The sequence below is a fragment of the Bacillus sp. FJAT-47783 genome, from assembly GCF_022808615.1.
Classification (GTDB): Bacteria; Bacillota; Bacilli; order Bacillales; family Aeribacillaceae; genus Bacillus_BZ.
The window spans coordinates 60,453-78,426 of record NZ_JAKZKS010000016.1; the positions used below are offsets into that span (position 1 = coordinate 60,453).

17 protein-coding genes and 3 pseudogenes are annotated in these 17,974 nt (G+C 33.2%); 9 read left to right on the top strand and 11 right to left on the bottom strand.

Annotated features, from left to right (window positions below; genetic code table 11):
* Positions 1 to 370: 370 nt before the first annotated feature.
* Positions 371 to 502, bottom strand: a complete 132-nt coding sequence (locus tag MLD65_RS12100) for a YflJ family protein (protein ID WP_243292124.1) — start codon at positions 500 to 502, stop codon at positions 371 to 373.
* A gap of 178 nt (positions 503 to 680) precedes the next feature.
* On the opposite strand from MLD65_RS12100, the gene MLD65_RS12105 reads away from it, so the two are divergent.
* Positions 681 to 1,418, top strand: coding sequence for a YkgJ family cysteine cluster protein (locus MLD65_RS12105; protein WP_243292125.1), 738 nt, complete (start codon positions 681 to 683; stop codon positions 1,416 to 1,418).
* 390 nt (positions 1,419 to 1,808) lie between these two features.
* On the top strand, positions 1,809 to 2,384 hold the full coding sequence (locus MLD65_RS12110; RefSeq protein WP_279326060.1) for a nuclease-related domain-containing protein: 576 nt from the start codon (positions 1,809 to 1,811) through the stop codon (positions 2,382 to 2,384).
* Between the two features lie 213 nt (positions 2,385 to 2,597).
* On the opposite strand, the gene MLD65_RS12115 is transcribed toward MLD65_RS12110, so the two are convergent.
* Complete coding sequence (locus MLD65_RS12115) at positions 2,598 to 2,948, bottom strand: YhjD family protein (RefSeq protein WP_243292127.1); 351 nt, start codon at positions 2,946 to 2,948, stop codon at positions 2,598 to 2,600.
* Positions 2,949 to 3,235: 287 nt separating this feature from the next.
* Between MLD65_RS12115 and MLD65_RS12120 the strand changes: the two genes are divergently transcribed.
* Positions 3,236 to 4,087 carry a DNA/RNA non-specific endonuclease gene (locus MLD65_RS12120; RefSeq protein WP_243292128.1) on the top strand — a complete coding sequence of 284 codons (852 nt, stop codon included), beginning with the start codon at positions 3,236 to 3,238 and terminating at the stop codon, positions 4,085 to 4,087.
* Positions 4,088 to 4,205: 118 nt separating this feature from the next.
* Here the strand turns inward: MLD65_RS12120 and MLD65_RS12125 are convergent, their stop codons facing one another.
* The 5 genes from MLD65_RS12125 to MLD65_RS12145 form a co-directional block, all read right to left on the bottom strand.
* Entirely contained in the window at positions 4,206 to 4,436 is a 231-nt protein-coding gene (locus MLD65_RS12125) for a tyrosine-type recombinase/integrase (protein WP_243292150.1), read from the bottom strand.
* Positions 4,437 to 5,044: 608 nt separating this feature from the next.
* Positions 5,045 to 5,881: an ATP-binding cassette domain-containing protein gene (locus MLD65_RS12130; RefSeq protein ID WP_243292129.1), complete on the bottom strand. Its 837-nt coding sequence runs from the start codon at positions 5,879 to 5,881 to the stop codon at positions 5,045 to 5,047.
* Positions 5,841 to 7,904: an MATE family efflux transporter gene (locus MLD65_RS12135; RefSeq protein ID WP_243292130.1), complete on the bottom strand. Its 2,064-nt coding sequence runs from the start codon at positions 7,902 to 7,904 to the stop codon at positions 5,841 to 5,843. Before MLD65_RS12135 ends, MLD65_RS12130 begins: the two co-directional genes overlap by 41 nt.
* Positions 7,905 to 7,955: 51 nt before the next feature.
* A complete protein-coding gene (locus tag MLD65_RS12140; RefSeq protein WP_243292131.1) occupies positions 7,956 to 8,339 on the bottom strand; it encodes a hypothetical protein in 384 nt (127 codons plus the stop codon).
* A 21-nt stretch (positions 8,340 to 8,360) separates the two neighbouring features.
* A complete protein-coding gene (locus MLD65_RS12145; protein WP_243292132.1) occupies positions 8,361 to 9,068 on the bottom strand; it encodes a phospholipase A2 family protein in 708 nt (235 codons plus the stop codon).
* Between the two features lie 224 nt (positions 9,069 to 9,292).
* Here MLD65_RS12145 and MLD65_RS12150 point away from each other — a divergent pair.
* Positions 9,293 to 10,856: pseudogene (locus MLD65_RS12150) on the top strand (IS3 family transposase).
* 373 nt (positions 10,857 to 11,229) lie between these two features.
* On the opposite strand, the gene MLD65_RS12155 reads toward MLD65_RS12150, so the two are convergent.
* Positions 11,230 to 11,502 carry a hypothetical protein gene (locus tag MLD65_RS12155; RefSeq protein WP_243292133.1) on the bottom strand — a complete coding sequence of 91 codons (273 nt, stop codon included), beginning with the start codon at positions 11,500 to 11,502 and terminating at the stop codon, positions 11,230 to 11,232.
* Between the two features lie 274 nt (positions 11,503 to 11,776).
* Here MLD65_RS12155 and MLD65_RS12165 point away from each other — a divergent pair.
* Positions 11,777 to 12,980 (top strand): annotated as a pseudogene (locus MLD65_RS12165) (ISL3 family transposase).
* A 134-nt stretch (positions 12,981 to 13,114) separates the two neighbouring features.
* On the opposite strand, the gene MLD65_RS12170 reads toward MLD65_RS12165, so the two are convergent.
* The gene (locus tag MLD65_RS12170) at positions 13,115 to 13,282 is read right to left on the bottom strand and encodes a YvrJ family protein (RefSeq protein ID WP_243292136.1); all 168 of its coding nucleotides are present in this window, start codon (positions 13,280 to 13,282) and stop codon (positions 13,115 to 13,117) included.
* A gap of 200 nt (positions 13,283 to 13,482) precedes the next feature.
* Between MLD65_RS12170 and MLD65_RS12175 the strand changes: the two genes are divergently transcribed.
* From MLD65_RS12175 to MLD65_RS12185, 3 genes are read left to right on the top strand one after another with little or no spacing between them, the layout of a single operon-like run.
* Entirely contained in the window at positions 13,483 to 14,085 is a 603-nt protein-coding gene (locus MLD65_RS12175; protein WP_243292137.1) for a sigma-70 family RNA polymerase sigma factor, read from the top strand.
* On the top strand, positions 14,085 to 14,306 hold the full coding sequence (locus tag MLD65_RS12180) for a helix-turn-helix domain-containing protein (RefSeq protein ID WP_243292138.1): 222 nt from the start codon (positions 14,085 to 14,087) through the stop codon (positions 14,304 to 14,306). The genes MLD65_RS12175 and MLD65_RS12180 overlap by 1 nt, the downstream gene beginning before the upstream one ends.
* A gap of 47 nt (positions 14,307 to 14,353) precedes the next feature.
* The gene (locus MLD65_RS12185; RefSeq protein WP_243292139.1) at positions 14,354 to 14,566 is read left to right on the top strand and encodes a hypothetical protein; all 213 of its coding nucleotides are present in this window, start codon (positions 14,354 to 14,356) and stop codon (positions 14,564 to 14,566) included.
* A 202-nt stretch (positions 14,567 to 14,768) separates the two neighbouring features.
* On the opposite strand, the gene MLD65_RS12190 is transcribed toward MLD65_RS12185, so the two are convergent.
* On the bottom strand, positions 14,769 to 15,698 hold the full coding sequence (locus MLD65_RS12190; RefSeq protein WP_243292140.1) for a S8 family peptidase: 930 nt from the start codon (positions 15,696 to 15,698) through the stop codon (positions 14,769 to 14,771).
* 21 nt (positions 15,699 to 15,719) lie between these two features.
* Positions 15,720 to 15,962 (bottom strand): glutaredoxin family protein, encoded by a 243-nt coding sequence (locus MLD65_RS12195; protein WP_243292141.1) that lies wholly within the window; start codon positions 15,960 to 15,962, stop codon positions 15,720 to 15,722.
* 427 nt (positions 15,963 to 16,389) lie between these two features.
* On the opposite strand from MLD65_RS12195, the pseudogene MLD65_RS12200 reads away from it, so the two are divergent.
* Positions 16,390 to 17,953, top strand: a pseudogene (locus MLD65_RS12200) (IS3 family transposase).
* Positions 17,954 to 17,974: the final 21 nt, after the last annotated feature.

Here is a 17,974-nt window from a genome sequence, read left to right on the forward strand (position 1 = left end):
AAGTATTATTTACGTACCGAAATCTAAAAAACAGACCGAAAGAATGCTGACTTTACAGCATTCTTTTGGTCTTAATTTTGGAGCATTTTACCCTAAAATAGACTTTTTAGACAGCACTATTTTTTGTAAGACGAGAATTTATCTCTTTTTAATAAATTTTTCAGGAATTAATGGAGTCTTCGGTCTTAAGAAGCTTTCAGCTAAAGAGGTGTAAGCGTGTTCCTCGTGCGGTTGCGTTCTTTTTTGATGAACTTGCGGATACGCTTTTTTCTGCTTGTCTATAAACGAAAAGAATGCTGACTTTACAGCATTCTTTTCGTCTTAAACTATGGACTTTTTAGACAGCGTCTGAAGATTAAACATTCTGAAATTAACGACTCTGCTTTTCTAGTAGTTTAGCTAAAATGTATGTTTTATAACTTTCCAGCTTCCGTCCTTCATAGTTGCGAATTCCTAGTTTTTTTAATTCTTTAACATACCATCCTTTACTTCCGAAATACATGAAACCCCTCATCCTTTCTTTTAATATGGTCTCATCACCCAGAAGTCTAGTCTCGCTGATTATGTTTATTGTAACATTATGGTATTGTAAACAAAAGAAGTTTGTTTAAAAACGGTAGACATTTTCCATTCACTCTACTAGTATTAGATAGGATAAAGACGAGAGGGGAGTGAATACGTTGAGCCACTACTTGTCATATGAACAAATGATTAAAATTTGTGATAAGATTAACGAAAAATATATTCCAGATGGCGAATCGTTTTTTGTCAAAGTAGAGGAGTTATTTCAAATAGAGGAACCTGTTACGTTCCAACAATTTATGGTCATGACTTTAAAAGGGCTATTATCCGTAGTGGATGAAGAGATTGAGAAAATTGAACAGAAAGCCACTATTAAACCAAGCTGTTTAAAAGGTTGTGCGCATTGCTGTTATTTTCCCATCATTGTGACACAAGCCGAAGGAAAAATGCTAGTGGATTACATCGAAACGTTACCGGAAAAAGCACGTGAAGATATGAAGGCGCATTTAAAAGACTATTTTTCAACCTATGAGGCGAAGATCAAAGACGTGTGCTCCATGCCATTTGAAGGAGATTTTAAGAAAACATATATTCGAAAACAATTACCTTGCCCGTTTTTGGATACGAATTCTAATACGTGTAAAGCGTATGAAGTGCGTCCGATTCCGTGCCGAACCTATTTGAATTACTGTGATCCCATCGTCTGCGCCGAAAACGATGTCCCGAAGGAACCGTTTAGTTACGAGTTCTTTTATGCTTTTTACATGCAAGCACTAAACGAAGTCATACAAGAGCTGGTCGAGGAAGAAGAGTTTCCGTTTCACTACCCTCAAGACCTCGTTACGTATGACTATTTACCAAACCTACTCAAAAAGTATTTACATGAAATTCGATAATGATAGACCGTAAGATTTGTTGGGGAAACAACATCTTACGGTCTTTTTTTGAGGAGGCTCAAATATGAACTGAGTGAACTATTCAAAAAGAGGAGTCTTATTTAGATTTAGTATCAATAGATCAAAATCCAAAAATCATATTTACTGAGATTACACAATAGAAATCTTCTATTCCTTTAAATACAATTAACTCATTCATCATTTTTTCACAAGGGTCATGCGTGGAAATAAAGGAACTAAGTTTCCTATTTTATTTTCACTTTCTGAAAAAAGCCAGTATCTTGTAAACTGTTATCAGATTAACATAACATACGTCTATTTTTTGATTTTCAGTCAAATTTTAATAAGAATAAAATAGATTAGAGATGTAAGGAATGGTGAATAATCAAAATGGTATCTAGCAACATCGTAATCAGTTTATTTAGTGTATTCAGTGTAATTATTATCTTTTTTGGTTTCCTAATAGTTCTACCTAAATATTTACATTTCAAACGGTCAGCATATCAAGGTATTACAGGTCACCGATTCTTTAACACAATATTGGACAAAGGAAAGTATGGTGAATTTTTGACCTTTTCCTACCTTGAAAAACTTAAAGGACATCACCGTTTACTATGTAATCTTTATATACCTAAAAAGAATGGTTCAACAACAGAGATTGATTTATTAATGATTACCGAAACAGGACTTTATGTTTTTGAATCGAAAAACTACAGCGGGTGGATCTTTGGTAATGAGAAGAACAGGTATTGGACTCAATCATTCCCAAATGGGAAGAAGGAGCGTTTTTACAATCCAATATGGCAAAACAGCGGTCATATTACTGCACTAAAAGATGTCCTCGACTTGAATTATCACCCATATTTAAAATCAGTCATAATTTTCAGCGAGAGATGTCAACTTAAAAATCTACAAGTTCACTCATCCAACGTAAACATTTTAAAAAGAAACGGTTTAGTGAAATAAATGAGGAAAGAAATAAAAAAAGGTTCGAAGGTCTTAACAAAAGATGACATTAACCTTCTTTTCACACAGCTTGAGAAATTTACGAGGGTAGATCAAAGCATTAAAGAACAACATATCCAATCTGTGAAGAAGAAAACAATGTAACGATTCTTCGTAGACTAAAATATACATAATAATGGGAGTAATAATCACGGGAATATTACTCCCATTTACTTAATTCATATACTGTTTCAACCGCTTCTGCATATGTAATCGCAATGCTTTCCAAAAACGAAATTCATCTTGGTATCCCCTTACCACGAATTTGTATCTCCAAATATCCTCGTTAATGATTTCACGATCGTACACCTTAATTCCGCTTTTCTGCATGGATTTTCGTGTAGTTCTAATATCTTGATTAATCTGGTTAATAATTCTTTCATACTGCTCAATTAGCGGCTTCTGAAGACGAATAGACGATTGTTTGACCGAATCGATATCCTTTTCTAATGTAGTCTTCAATAATTTAAGGATTATGTAATCGGCAGCCGTATCTTTGTCTTCTGTTGTTAATGGTGGTTTCAAATCAGTTCACCTCTAAATCGATAGAACTCTACATTTATCATATTAGAAAATAGTCGTAAAGGATAGAGGATAAAACATAGTCCTATCGCGATGCTTACTAGTATTTCTCTTTCTTTAGTTGTCCTATGTATTTCCTGACTATATTGAATAAGTGCTCAGTTTTGCTTAAAAAGTAAGAAGGAGCTTTATAACGTTCCATTTATGAAAAAGTACTGAACAAAGGGCAAACAAGTGTTCTGTTTGATAAAATAAAGTAAGTAAGAAAACTGTTAGAGGAGAGTTCTAAGATGAAGAAAAAAATGAATCAACTAATCTTGCTTTTAACCATTAGCTTTATTGTTGGTTGTACCAATGTAGAAGATGTATCCATTACAGTAGGAGAAACAGATTCAGTAGTAGAGAAAGCACCCACCCAACTAAAAAGTGAACTGTTCTCTGGATACAAACTTATTGAAGTGGATGGTGGCGATTTGAATGGACATCGTGAACCAAATGTCGTTGTTGACATTGGTTATGGTGACCGTGAATATTGGGCATTTACGAACGAATACGGGCAACTAGTACGTGTTGTTGCTGACGAAATTATTTTACAAGATGAACAGAACGAACCTGTATTATCGTCTGGCAGATATTATCATGATGAGGCAAAGGTTCCTGGTGTCGAAAGTGATGTTTTAGATGAAGGACATATTATTGCTGATTCTCTTGGAGGGGTATCAAATGCTTATAATATAACTCCACAAAACAGTACACTTAATCGACATGGCGATCAAGCCTATATGGAAGAGGCCATTCGTAGCGCAGGAGGCGCCACTAATTTTGAAGCCATTATTACATATCCGAATACAGAAACACAAATCCCTTCCAGTTATCAGTATACCTATACGATAATGGGGAATGAGATTGTTGATGTATTTGAAAATGTGAACCCTGATGAAGTAAACGCGTCACTTGTATCAACTGACAATGAATCTGCTGAAAACACAAAAGGTGATATTTCTTCTATTGATACTAATGGGAATGGACAGGTGACGATTGAAGAAGCGAAAGCTGCAGGTTATAGTATGCCTATTACCAGTGATCACTGGTTGTACCCTTATATGCACGATGCTGATAAGGACGGCATGGTAGGGGAGTAGCCTCCTGCTATTTAAACTGAACCCACATATAAAATAGGGACCACCTTTAAAAATTAAATTTTGAACATAAAAGCAAGCGGTTTTTTCATATCCCGCTTGCTTTATTAATAGTTTTCATTTAGATATTTTCGCTATTCTCCATCTTTTCAATAACCTTTCGAGCATCTTCACTCGACAAGTTGGTATAAAGCGAAGTCGTCTCAATCGAGTTGTGACCAAGCTGATCACGTAGCAATACAAGATTACCACCAGAACGCAACCATTCACTCGCAAAGGAATGACGTAATTTTATGAGGGCTAATGGTTTACCAGAGTTAATTTCTTTGTATTTTTTCACTTTTAATTTCATCAAGAATCATCCAACTAAAAACAATAAAAATTACTCCGTAAATAATGTTAGAATAAATCATTGGTATAGTTTCATTCAAATTAAAATAATTCCCAGAGAGAAATAAAACAGAATGAACTTTTAATTTATCTAATACTCCTAAAATTGATGCAGTGTAGTAGGAAAGAAAAATTATTAATGGCATTTCAAAATTCCTGAATATAATACAAGTTAGAGACGAAAAACTGGTTAAAAAGAAAACTTGAGAGGAAAAGTTATATAGAAAAGGAATAAATAGCTCTTTTTCGCTTATAAAAGGAGTTAATATAACTGTACTAACAAAAATAAATGAAAAATTAATTATAAAAAAATCAACAAATAACATATTTAATGTCTTCTTTGTGATTTTGTTAAAAACTATATTATACGTAAAAAGATTATTATAAAAATTAATTATAATCCAAGTTATTATCGGTAACATTAATATTTGAATCGTTATTATAGATAATCCATTATATATATTTTTAACTAATACTAATGCTAATATCATTAATAATAGAACTATTTGTGATTTTAATATTTTAAAATTAATTAGCATTCTATATATAAGTAACATATAATATTCTCCTCTAATTATTTATTAAACTAACGTAAAATTCATCTATTGATGGACTAACAACTCTACCAAAAGGTATATTAGAGTCCCTTGAGAGTACCCTAAGTTGATAACTTTCAGGGGTAATAGGAGTATATGATGTCACGATAAAGTTATTGAAATAATAATCAAGTTCATTTTTTCGAACTTCTATTAGATAAACTTTACCTAGATTCAATCTAATTTCGTCTCTTTTTCCTTGGTGTATTATTTTTCCATTATATAAAACAACAATGTATGAACAAATAGTATCGATATCCTCAATAATATGACTTGAAATTATAACTGATTTGTTTTCTCCTATCTTTTTGATTATATTTCTGAACCTAATTCGTTCTAAAATATCTAGTCCACTCGTAGGTTCATCTATAACTAAAATGTCTGGATCTCCAATAAGAGCTTGAGCAACCCCAAGCCTTTTTTGCATACCGCCAGACAATTCTTTTACCTTTATATCCTTATAAGGAATAAGATTGACCTCACCAAGTATTCTTTGAATGTCATTATTATCTAAAATAATTTTTCTTAAATATCCATAATGTTGTAACACTTCTCTACATGTTAAATTAGGATAAGTTTCGAAGTTTTGTGGTAAATATCCAATTAATAGTTCTCTGTTTAAGTTAGGAAATTTATATTCTAATTTCCCATATGTGTGTCTTTCAATTCCATAAATAATCTTAAGTAAAGTACTTTTTCCCGCACCATTTGGTCCAATAATTCCTGTTATTCCAGAGGGGATTTCAACATTAATATCATTTAGTAATACTTTATTTAGCTTCTTTTTGGTCAAGTTTTCTATTTTTATCATTAGTAAACCCCCTAATAATTTTATTAATTTCTACCCACTCTTTATCCTCTTTAATAGCTTTGTACCAAAGCTGAAATCTCGAAGGTTTCTTTACATTTTCAAAATTTATTCTTTTAAGAATTTCTATACTTTCAATAATTTCTTCTTTATCCGGATAATATAGTAAATATTTATCCAATATAAACGAAAAATAGTTATTATTAGCATTATTTTGTACTGCTATCCAATGAGATAATGTGGCATTAAATAATTCTTGCTTAGTAAAATTTTCTTCAAAAGAAGAATGGTTTTTCCAAGCTATTGCAGGGACCACAGAATTAATTAAATATTCTTCAGATATTAATGCATCCCTATTAAATGATTTATATGTTGGAAAATTAATTACTAGGTGATCGTTAAATAACCAAATATTTTGTTCCATTAACGAATCATTCATTCCCGTTATAGGAATAATAAATACCTTGTTTGGTGAGGAAATAGGTTGATTTAGTATCTTTGAAGTTTCATTAATAATATTATTTATTAAAATTTTAAATTCATTGTACCTTTTCATTGCTTTTAACCATGTATTTGGTAATACAATTTCATCATTTGAATATTTTACTTTAGTTAATTGACCTGCTATTAAGAACACCCCGTTTGAACTCTGTCCACTAAAGGTTTTGTTAGATAATTTATTAAGGTTTGAATATACTTCAAGTGGCCCTTTATAAATTAAATTATAATTAGCTGTATAATTGTTTTGAGAGTAGTTTCTTAGAAGCTGATTATCATAAAAGCTGAAAGCTGGCGTCAAATTAAAAGAAGGTATCCAAGAAAAATATGCTGGTAATAAAATAGCTTGATTGTTCGCAAAAAACAAAGGAGAACTACGTCCATTATATTTCAAATAAATTTCACCTTCACCCTGACTGTTTATATAAATATAATCACCTTTTCTAGTAAAGGATACATCTTTGTTATTTAATTTTAATTTATTAATTTTAAATCCATGATATAGATTTAACACCAATTTTTCCCTATGTGGATTTTTAAATGCTATTTTTGTTTCGATATTAATATGTTTATTTGTCATATCAACTACTATCTCATAATTGTTTGCTTTTATATCTATTTTTTTATCTATTAATTGCTTATAATTATTCAATTCTTTTTCATAATAAAGAATTTCATTAAAAATATTTTTATTTTTTGTCTCCATAACCAACTTTTGTTCAATATTTTCATATTTAAAAAATAAAGAAATCAAGACTACAGAAGTAACCATTAAAAATGAGGTAATTATTAAAAATTTTTTATTATAATTTCTTTTCAATAAATAAATTAAAAATAAAAATAATAATGTTAATAAAACAGTACAAAATTGTTTCAGTAAAACAGTGGTTTCCAATGGATAACCATATAAAGGGTGATAAAAAGTGCTATTTTCTCTTTGTCCAATGCCTATTTGATCTAGACCTTTAAAAATAAATAAAAAATTTAGAGGTCCTAATAAAATTGCAAATATAATTGTGAAAAAATATGAGAATACATTATTTAATATTTCTCCAAAGATTGTTCCAATACAGAACATAACAAAAAAAGGAATACACCAGTAATAAAAAATGTACCTAGCACTTTCATAGTAGAAGTTACTTAAAGGTACACTATTAAGGAGTAAAATTATCCAAAAAAGTAATGTGAAAATAATTGAGAGAAATATAGAAAATACTAGAGCAAATGTAAGTTTTGAAACAAGAGTTAAAGAAGTATTATTAGTCCTTCCACTTTTATCGTACAAAAAATTTTTTTCTTCTAAATTAAACGATACTCCTAGAATACCGAATATAAACATTCCTATTTGAATAATTGGAGATGATAAGGTAAGTGCACTTCCCGGATGAAAAAAATCATAAGTCATATGCTGACTATGTGAAAATACAATATAAAATGTTAGTAGGATTAAAGTAATTAAAACAGTTTTTCTTCTCCTTAAAAGGGTGAAGTAATGGAGTACTAGGTTCTTAAAAATCCTGATAATCATAAGTTCCTCTCCTTAAATAAGTTCCACCCTAAGCGGGTGGAACAATTACGATTAATTATTTGTAATTGTAGTAGTACCAGTTGTAGGATTTAGAATTCCTTCTTTGTGAGATAACCAAGTAGCCTCTGCTCTTGCATAGTATGATGAATGGTCAACACTAGCAGTAGTTGTCCGACTTTGACCACCTGATAAATACATTTCCCCATATTCAACATCCCATAATGGCCATCTTGATTTTACTCCAGATGCCCACATTGGATTACTTCCAGTATTCTTCCCAATAACTTTAAGAGTATTTTGAATAGTCATTGTACTACTCTCTGCTATAGGAGAACCATAGTTTAATTTTGCTGTTACAGAATATGCAAAAGCATTTGTTGCAAAAGCAGCAGTTAGTAGTGCCACAGAAAGAATAGATTTGGTTAACTTTTTCATTATACTCACCTCCTTTCGAAATTAATCACAGAACCATAGTCTAATAAAAAATGCAGCTGTCGTTGACTTTCCTTGAGCACAAGCACAAAGTTGATCGTCACAACCATCTACAGTATCCCAGTTATAACGATAACAATAATCATGGGATTTACAGCATGAATCAGTTGAATTGATTACCGAACCATCACCACCTCTGTCTGTGAAATTTGAACATCCTTTTCCACACCATAAATACCCACCTGGTAAACATCCATCAGTTAACCAATCTTGTACAACTATTTCATCGTCATAGACCGTTTTCTCTTCTTGGAATACAGGTATAAAGTTTGATTCAAATTCATCTTTTAATTCCGGAGTTAACTTCTTTGAATAAACCTCATAGAGTTGATTATTTTGGTCGATTTCATATGCTTTAACAAAATCTTCATCATTAACTTTTTCTAAGCTTAAAGCAGATACTACAGTTTTATTATTTGTGTTATCTTGAATAACTCGAACAACAATATCTTTTGTGATGTTTGTTAGAACAATCCCTTTACCTTTTTTAAAGGAGTTTTCTTTGTTTTCTCTTTTTCCTTGAAATACAAAAGAATCTACAACTTTCAAATTTTCAATATCAGCGAATTTTGGATTACTTTTTAGAAGTTTAATTTTCTCATTACCAAGAAGCTGCTTTAGATTTGAATATGAATGAAATGTTTTAAAACCTTTTAACATTAGATCAGACATAATATCTTCTCCTTTCCCTAAATTTCTAATTCGCGCGAATCTACTTTATAAAGTGGAAATAAAAAATATATTTTCAACCTTTTAGATATTATTTTTTACAAAATAGTTAGGTTACTATATGGAGAGTTAAGTAATAAATGAAGAGAATAACCCCCTCTGTTAGGATAGATGTCGTACGATACTTTAGTGTTATAGTTAAGTAAATAACACGGAGGTTGATCGATATGACAGGGAAAAATAGGGTACGATATTCACAAGAACAAAAAGGATCCGTTATTAAACGGATGATGCCACCAAATAATGAATCAGTGGCACAAATTGCGAAAGCAGAAGGTATTTCAGAAGTGACGTTGTACAAGTGGCGTAAGGAAGCACGTGCAGCTGGTGTGGCAACGCCGGGGAATGGACAAACAAGTGACAAATGGAGTAGTCAAGATACGTTTTTAATCGTGATGGAGACGTTCGCAATGAATGAAACGGAACTGGCTGAGTATTGTCGCAAAAAAGGGTTATACCGTGAGCAGATTGAGGCATGGCGAACGACTTGCCTTCAAGCCAACGGACAAGCATCGGATCAATCGAAGCAGTTAAATGGTGCGTTGAAGAAAGAACAGAAGCGTGCCAAGCTATTAGAAAAAGAGCTCCAAAAGAAGGAGAAGGCATTGGCGGAAGCTGCTGCATTATTATTACTCAGAAAAAAGGCCCAAGCGATTTGGGGGGACGACGCGGGAGAATGATTAACCCGTCAAATCGCGCATTAGCCGTAAAACTCATCCAAGAAACGAAGCAAAGTGGTGCGCGATTAGCGAAAGCTTGCGAGGAACTTCATATCAGCATTCGAACCTATAAGCGCTGGGTGGCAGAGGGGGATGTGAAAGTCGATCAGCGTCCACTTGTGAAAAGACCTACTCCAAAAAATAAGTTGTCCGAGGAAGAAAAAGAAGAAATACTGGAGGTTGTGAAACAAGAAGAATATGCCGATTTACCGCCGACGCAAATTGTACCAAAGCTTGCAGACCAAGGAACTTACATTGCGTCAGAATCTACATTTTATCGAGTGTTGCGTGAAGAAAAAATGCAACATCACCGAGGTCGTAGTCAAAAGCCAACACAAAGAATCCCTGAAAGTCATTTGGCAACATCGCCAAATCAGGTATGGACATGGGATATTACTTGGCTTGGTGGACCCGTGAAAGGTTTGTATTATCGACTCTATTTAATACTCGATTTATTTAGTAGAAAAGTAGTTGGATGGGAAGTATGGGAACAAGAACAAAACATGCCGAAACGCTTGTAAAGAAAGCCGTTATCAATGAAAAAATTCATGGAGCTCCACTCGTGCTACATTCAGATAAGGGTAGCCCAATGAAAGCTGGGACATTTTTAAGTTTACTAGAGAAGTTGGGCATTCAAAGCTCCTTTTCAAGACCACGTGTGAGTAACGATAATCCCTACTCAGAAGTAATGTTTCGGACACTCAAATATAGACCGGATTTTCCACACAAAGGCTTTGCATCACTCGAAGAAGCAAGAAAATGGGCACGGCAATTTGTCCATTGGTACAACGAGATTCACCTACATAGTGGGCTGAATTTTGTGACTCCTGTACAGTGTCATTCGGGGGAACACGTAGCCATATTGGAAAAGCGAAAAAACGTATACGAAGCAGCGAAGGCAAAGCATCCAGAGCGTTGGACTCGAGGCACAAGAAATTGGACACCGAATAAACAAGTAGCGCTCAATCCAATGCGTGACGAGGAGAAAACCGAAGCATTGAGGAAACCATAATATTCCCTATTTCCCTAGTGATTTGAATCGAAAGCATGCTTTTCCTTTCAATTCAAATCACTAGGCCAGCAAGCGCAGCGCGGTAGCCTTGACTGAACTTGGGGATTGATGGCATTTATTAAAATACTAAAGTAACTAAATGCGACAACTATATTGACAAACACCATATTTTGGATCATTTATTATATCATGCCATTACCTTTAATACCAAAAGTGATTCTTATCGTCTTAGAGAAAAGAAAAAAAGCAGGTATTTTACCCTGCCGATTTATCAAAATAAAAGTGAATTTCATTTAGTTGAAATAGAGGAATTTTAAAACGTTGTTGACATACAGTATATTCAAATTATGCAATTCAAAAAATAATTAAAGTTTTAAAAATTGTTTCCATGAAATAAAAATCTAAAAAGCTCTACTACAATAAAATAAAAAGCAGCAATAGTTAAATTAATTGTTAATAATACATTCCTCATTTTTCCTTTTTGACTTATTAAAGCTAAAATTAATGAAAAAATAATACCACTTATCATGATGATTCTGAAAATATTTGTTTGAATCTGAATTAACGAAAATAGTGATAATAAAAAGAACAAAGATAGTCCAAAAACTAAAATTAAGGAGAGCCTTGAAATAATATTACTATTCAATTAAATCCTCCTAACTTTAAAATTTGAGTCCCATATAAACTATGATTACATGACTCTATAAATTTCTATTATTAAGTTAATCTTATTATACTTTATGAAATGGATTAAGTAAACATTACAGTAACAATATTCCATATATTGAGGCTATTTTTTTATGAATAAATAAAAAGTAGGTTCATCACCATATTTTGTGATTTAAACAAAAAGAAGAAAGCATTTATGAAATCCTGGCAATAATGTTAGCGACTAAACAAAACATTAGGAGGACTCATAAATGCTTTCTTTATCATTAGGATTACCAGAATTTAAGGTCATTAAACACGATAAGCTTTCAGATTATCATTTAATATCCATTGAAAAAAATTCATTAGAAGAACGTTGTATTCATTGTGGCTTCCTTTCTTCCTCTGTTCACGATAGAAGGACAAGAAAGGTAAGAGATCTTCCCATACTGAACGAAGATGTTTATCTCATTATCCATGTCAAACGATATAAATGTCTAAATTGTTTAGAGGTATTCTCCGAAAGATACGAATCTGTTCTTCCTCGAAAGCATCAGACGAATCGTTTAAGAGTATCTTTATCAATTGTGTCTTGGCACAACGATTGAATACGTTAGCTCCAAAATGAACATTCCTTACACGACCTTGGAACGGATTTTTTACTCGATCGCAGAGGAAGAAGAAACCAAACATCAAGAAACACTTTCGGAGATGATGGATCCCGATCATCTTGTCTTAAGCTTGGATGAAGTGGCTGTTCGTAAAGGCCATCAATACGAAATCGTTTTATTAGATGCTCAATTGGGCTCTGTGTTAGGGATGATTCATCAACGCACGACGGAATCAACGAAACAACTACTTCATCAACATGTCTTGTCAAAAGGGGCGGTTCAAACAGTCGTAATGGATATGTGGGAGCCTTTCCATAAAGCGGTGAAATTCATGTTTCCATGGGCAACAATTGTCGTTGATAAGTATCATGTCATTCAAAAGGTAACACAGGCATTAGACCAGGTGAGAAAGAAACATCCCAAGCTGAAACGAGTGAGATATTTATTTTTGAAAGGATATGAAAAACTGACCGATCAACAGAAAATGAAACTGGATGAACTGTTAGAAAAACATTCAGACCTTGCCTGTGCGTATTACCTAAAAGAAAAGTTGAGAGACTTCTATCCGATTCAAGACTACGATGATGCCTTGTGTGCCTTAGAAGAATGGATTCAATTGGCATGGAGTAGCCCGTTCCCTTCGTTTCATGGGGTAGCCAAAACACTGAAAAAATGGAAAGCTGAAATCCTTCAGTATTTCTTTTGCCCGTATACAAACGGAAAAACGGAGGGAACCAACCACAAAATCAAAAACATCAAAAGAAGGGCTTACGGATACCGAAACTTAGCACGGTTTAGACAGCGTGTATTCCTGGAATGTACAGGGAATACTCTCTCGCTAACTTATTACTGGGATTGTGTGTGAACCACAGAAAATGGTGAAGAGACAAAAAGTATATGTACTTTCTCCTTGATATAGAAATAATTTTTCACCATTTTTCTATATCAAAAAGAAAATACTTTCAATCTTCTTTAATAATAATTTCTCATTAACCCTTATTATCCTTTCCCCTTTTCATTAGAGAACATACATGTATTCTTTAATTCTGATATTGCTTCTGTTAACATTTCAATCTTTTTTTCAAAACGAATCAATAAGTAACTAGTCATTACAATTGGAAAGCCAAAATTCCCCAACAAATTCGCAAATATCTGAATTTGTTCCATAAGTTCACCCCCTTACTATAGAAAAGTGTCAAAATACCAAAAAAATAAATTTTTGAAAGATTTCATTAAATAGATATAATTACGCAAAATTTTCAATAATTCTACAAAAAAATATAGAACGTTTGTTCTGTTTAGTTTAAAATATTTACCACAAAAACACTTTATATATAAAAAATCCCATAACATTAGAGGTGTGGACGATGTCGAATAAAACTACAGAATACAAGCGAAATAAAGTGGAAGAATTTTTCAAAAATAACAAAGAGGCCTTGGAGAATCCTATAATAAAAAGTTTCCTTGAAAATGAGGAAAATTATGAGTTATTAATTAAAGCACTAGAATATCCAATTGATAGCAATAAAAAGTTGGTTGATAAAGCGTTTTCCATACATTATAGACAGATAAAAAAAATTAAATATATAAATAATTTGATTCATTATTTTAGCATCGATTATGACAGAAAAATTCGGAAGTTAAATCAAAGATTTTTATTAACTCTTGATCAGCCACTTGAAGAAGGCAGTGATTCAACAATGAAGGATGTCTTAATCGATAATGGCAATGAAGAGAGGTATTATGGAAAGAGTTCCTTAAAGGAACAAATAGAAAATGAAAAATTATATAAAGCATTAGATATCCTTACTCAAAAACAAACCTTAATTTTAGATATGTTATATGTTAAGCAATTAACTCTTAATGAAATATCTAATATTTTAGGAACTACTCCTCAAAACATTTCCAACCAACATAAAAAAGCATTAAAAAAATTATACAAAGAGTTGAGTAGGGAGGGGCAGAACTAGTGAAAGAAGATTTAAGAGAAATTGTTGAAGATGAAGTTACCGGAGACATTAATAGTCTAATTAAAAAATTTGAAGGCCGAATCCAAAAGAGCCTTTATCAAACAATTTATCAGGAAAGGGAAGATTTAGCCCAAGAAATCCGATTAAAAATAGTTGAAAAATTAAATTCAGTAGAATTTAAAGAAACGCCAAGCTTTTGGAGTTTAGTACAGCTAAATTAAAACAATAATAAAGTTACAATTTCAAAGTAATAGTAGAGGTGAATCATATGGATATTGATAAACAACTAAAAAAGTTCAATCAATTAAAAATTGATTTACTAAAAATTTCCCAATGTATAGACTATTGTTCAGATGAAGGAGAAGAAGAGTTTTATAGGAATATAGCACTAGAGTATTCTAAAGAACTTAAAAAACTTAAGGAATACATTGAAAAAAATTATGATATAAAATTTTGTAATTGTTTTGGTTCAAAAAAGTAGGAAATACTAAGATTAGTAGAAGTGGAGAAAAGGTCGTGACACCTCAGAACTTTTAAAACCGAAAGAATAGATTAGCCCGTGGAGAAAAACGAATGTTTTTATATCCACGGGCTTTATTTCAGGGAATTATTGGATCGCCCCTATATATCAAAACTTAATTAGTGGTTCTTTTTTGTCCTCATCTAAATTAGCTTTTCCATTGTTAACCTGAAGGTAATTGTATTAAACCATTACCAACATGATATATAGAGTGATCTAAATACCTTGCATTATCAAGTAAATATTGATATACCAAATACGGAACTAATTTAGGGTTTGAACGGTCTATTATATTTAGTATTAATGCTACAGCACCAGATACGAAAGGAGCAGCCATTGAGGTGCCGCTCAATTTAACATATTTTCCATTTAAATGAGTAGACATAATGTTTTCTCCTGGAGCTACAAAATCAAGATTAACATTAGTATTAGAAAATGATGAAGGACTACCATTTTTTTTAATGGAACCAACTTGGATCACTTCTTCATAAAAACCAGGGTATACTATCTCAAAGGTTTTTGAATCACCATCTCCATTATTACCTGCTGCTGCAATAAGGACAATCCCTCTACTTCTAGCTTCTTTAATAACTTTGTGTAACTCTTCATTCGGTTCAGTTCCACCTAGAGACATATTAATAACATTAACTTTTTCCCCTTTAGGGCCTTCCCAATTAATTGCATAGTTAATAGCATTAATTAAGCAGTTATAGTTCCCTGAACCTTGTTTATCAATTACTTTTAGGATTAATAGCTTACTTTTTGGTGCTATACCCATTATACCTTGTTTACTATTGTTAGAGGAAATAATTCCAGCTACATGAGTACCGTGTCCATTGTAATCATTATAAATATTTGGTTTTCCGTTGTCATCGTTTGTAAAATTATAACCATCAAAAATACTATTTTTAAGAGCTGGATGTGTCTTATCTACACCTGAATCTATAACAGCAATAATGTTTCCTTCTCCTTGTGTTTTATCCCATATTTTTCTTGCTCCGATAAAATCCAAGTTTTTAGGAACATCAGAGGGTAATTCATACTCCGAAATTATTTTATTGTAACCTAGATAAATTTTACTTTCATACTTCATATTTAACCCTCCTTAAAAATATTAAAATATTAACTTTGATAACTTAGAAGGGTTAAATCCAACAATTTTATGGTATCTACCTGTTTCATTGTCGTTAACAATTATTAATGGAATTCCAGGAGAATTATATTTTTTAAATTCCTTTGCTACATCACTGTCATTTACATCCATGTTTGTATATGTTATATTTTGTTCCATCAACCACTTTTTAAGTTCTCTACAATAACTACAATCCTCGCTTGTATAAGCTATAATCTTCTTCATATATTAATCCCCTTTTTTGTTTATTTTAGATAAAAAGTGAACAGAGTAGGGAAACAGTAAACCAATACTAAAATTTTCGCTTTTCCAGTAATAGGTATAAAAATTCTTGAAATTTCTATTGGATGGAGGTAACTGTTAAGAGGAAAAAACCGTATTTCATTACAGTTCATGATTTAGTCATATAGTAAAGTAAAACTGTCCAAGGAGGGAAGCTGGTTAAGAAGGTTCGTATTTTCGAGAAACATCGGTTCCGATTATTGGTGAAATGGAATATTAAGCTAGACTCAAACAGTCTTTATTAACTATTTCAAGCCATCTTGGTAGCATAGCCGATTGGAATTGTTATTTTCACCCCCCCTCTGTTAGGATAGATGTCGTACGATACTTTAGTGTTATAGTTAAGTAAATAACACGGAGGTTGATCGATATGACAGGGAAAAATAGGGTACGATATTCACAAGAACAAAAAGGATCCGTTATTAAACGGATGATGCCACCAAATAATGAATCAGTGGCACAAATTGCGAAAGCAGAAGGTATTTCAGAAGTGACGTTGTACAAGTGGCGTAAGGAAGCACGTGCAGCTGGTGTGGCAACGCCGGGGAATGGACAAACAAGTGACAAATGGAGTAGTCAAGATACGTTTTTAATCGTGATGGAGACGTTCGCAATGAATGAAACGGAACTGGCTGAGTATTGTCGCAAAAAAGGGTTATACCGTGAGCAGATTGAGGCATGGCGAACGACTTGCCTTCAAGCCAACGGACAAGCATCGGATCAATCGAAGCAGTTAAATGGTGCGTTGAAGAAAGAACAGAAGCGTGCCAAGCTATTAGAAAAAGAGCTCCAAAAGAAGGAGAAGGCATTGGCGGAAGCTGCTGCATTATTATTACTCAGAAAAAAGGCCCAAGCGATTTGGGGGGACGACGCGGGAGAATGATTAACCCGTCAAATCGCGCATTAGCCGTAAAACTCATCCAAGAAACGAAGCAAAGTGGTGCGCGATTAGCGAAAGCTTGCGAGGAACTTCATATCAGCATTCGAACCTATAAGCGCTGGGTGGCAGAGGGGGATGTGAAAGTCGATCAGCGTCCACTTGTGAAAAGACCTACTCCAAAAAATAAGTTGTCCGAGGAAGAAAAAGAAGAAATACTGGAGGTTGTGAAACAAGAAGAATATGCCGATTTACCGCCGACGCAAATTGTACCAAAGCTTGCAGACCAAGGAACTTACATTGCGTCAGAATCTACATTTTATCGAGTGTTGCGTGAAGAAAAAATGCAACATCACCGAGGTCGTAGTCAAAAGCCAACACAAAGAATCCCTGAAAGTCATTTGGCAACATCGCCAAATCAGGTATGGACATGGGATATTACTTGGCTTGGTGGACCCGTGAAAGGTTTGTATTATCGACTCTATTTAATACTCGATTTATTTAGTAGAAAAGTAGTTGGATGGGAAGTATGGGAACAAGAACAAAACATGCCGAAACGCTTGTAAAGAAAGCCGTTATCAATGAAAAAATTCATGGAGCTCCACTCGTGCTACATTCAGATAAGGGTAGCCCAATGAAAGCTGGGACATTTTTAAGTTTACTAGAGAAGTTGGGCATTCAAAGCTCCTTTTCAAGACCACGTGTGAGTAACGATAATCCCTACTCAGAAGTAATGTTTCGGACACTCAAATATAGACCGGATTTTCCACACAAAGGCTTTGCATCACTCGAAGAAGCAAGAAAATGGGCACGGCAATTTGTCCATTGGTACAACGAGATTCACCTACATAGTGGGCTGAATTTTGTGACTCCTGTACAGTGTCATTCGGGGGAACACGTAGCCATATTGGAAAAGCGAAAAAACGTATACGAAGCAGCGAAGGCAAAGCATCCAGAGCGTTGGACTCGAGGCACAAGAAATTGGACACCGAATAAACAAGTAGCGCTCAATCCAATGCGTGACGAGGAGAAAACCGAAGCATTGAGGAAACCATAATATTCCCTATTTCCCTAGTGA

Excerpts from the sequence above, each read along its gene's own strand:
- MLD65_RS12170 (WP_243292136.1), bottom strand. The coding sequence starts at position 13,282 with ATGGAACAAATTCAGATATTTGCGAATTTGTTGGGGAATTTTGGCTTT.
- MLD65_RS12100 (WP_243292124.1), bottom strand. The coding sequence starts at position 502 with ATGTATTTCGGAAGTAAAGGATGGTATGTTAAAGAATTAAAAAAACTA.
- MLD65_RS12185 (WP_243292139.1), top strand. The coding sequence starts at position 14,354 with ATGGATATTGATAAACAACTAAAAAAGTTCAATCAATTAAAAATTGAT.
- MLD65_RS12145 (WP_243292132.1), bottom strand. The coding sequence starts at position 9,068 with ATGTCTGATCTAATGTTAAAAGGTTTTAAAACATTTCATTCATATTCA.
- MLD65_RS12195 (WP_243292141.1), bottom strand. The coding sequence starts at position 15,962 with ATGAAGAAGATTATAGCTTATACAAGCGAGGATTGTAGTTATTGTAGA.
- MLD65_RS12130 (WP_243292129.1), bottom strand. The coding sequence starts at position 5,881 with ATGATAAAAATAGAAAACTTGACCAAAAAGAAGCTAAATAAAGTATTA.
- MLD65_RS12190 (WP_243292140.1), bottom strand. The coding sequence starts at position 15,698 with ATGAAGTATGAAAGTAAAATTTATCTAGGTTACAATAAAATAATTTCG.
- MLD65_RS12110 (WP_279326060.1), top strand. The coding sequence starts at position 1,809 with ATGGTATCTAGCAACATCGTAATCAGTTTATTTAGTGTATTCAGTGTA.
- MLD65_RS12125 (WP_243292150.1), bottom strand. The coding sequence starts at position 4,436 with ATGAAATTAAAAGTGAAAAAATACAAAGAAATTAACTCTGGTAAACCA.
- MLD65_RS12140 (WP_243292131.1), bottom strand. The coding sequence starts at position 8,339 with ATGAAAAAGTTAACCAAATCTATTCTTTCTGTGGCACTACTAACTGCT.
- MLD65_RS12120 (WP_243292128.1), top strand. The coding sequence starts at position 3,236 with ATGAAGAAAAAAATGAATCAACTAATCTTGCTTTTAACCATTAGCTTT.
- MLD65_RS12135 (WP_243292130.1), bottom strand. The coding sequence starts at position 7,904 with ATGATTATCAGGATTTTTAAGAACCTAGTACTCCATTACTTCACCCTT.
- MLD65_RS12175 (WP_243292137.1), top strand. The coding sequence starts at position 13,483 with ATGTCGAATAAAACTACAGAATACAAGCGAAATAAAGTGGAAGAATTT.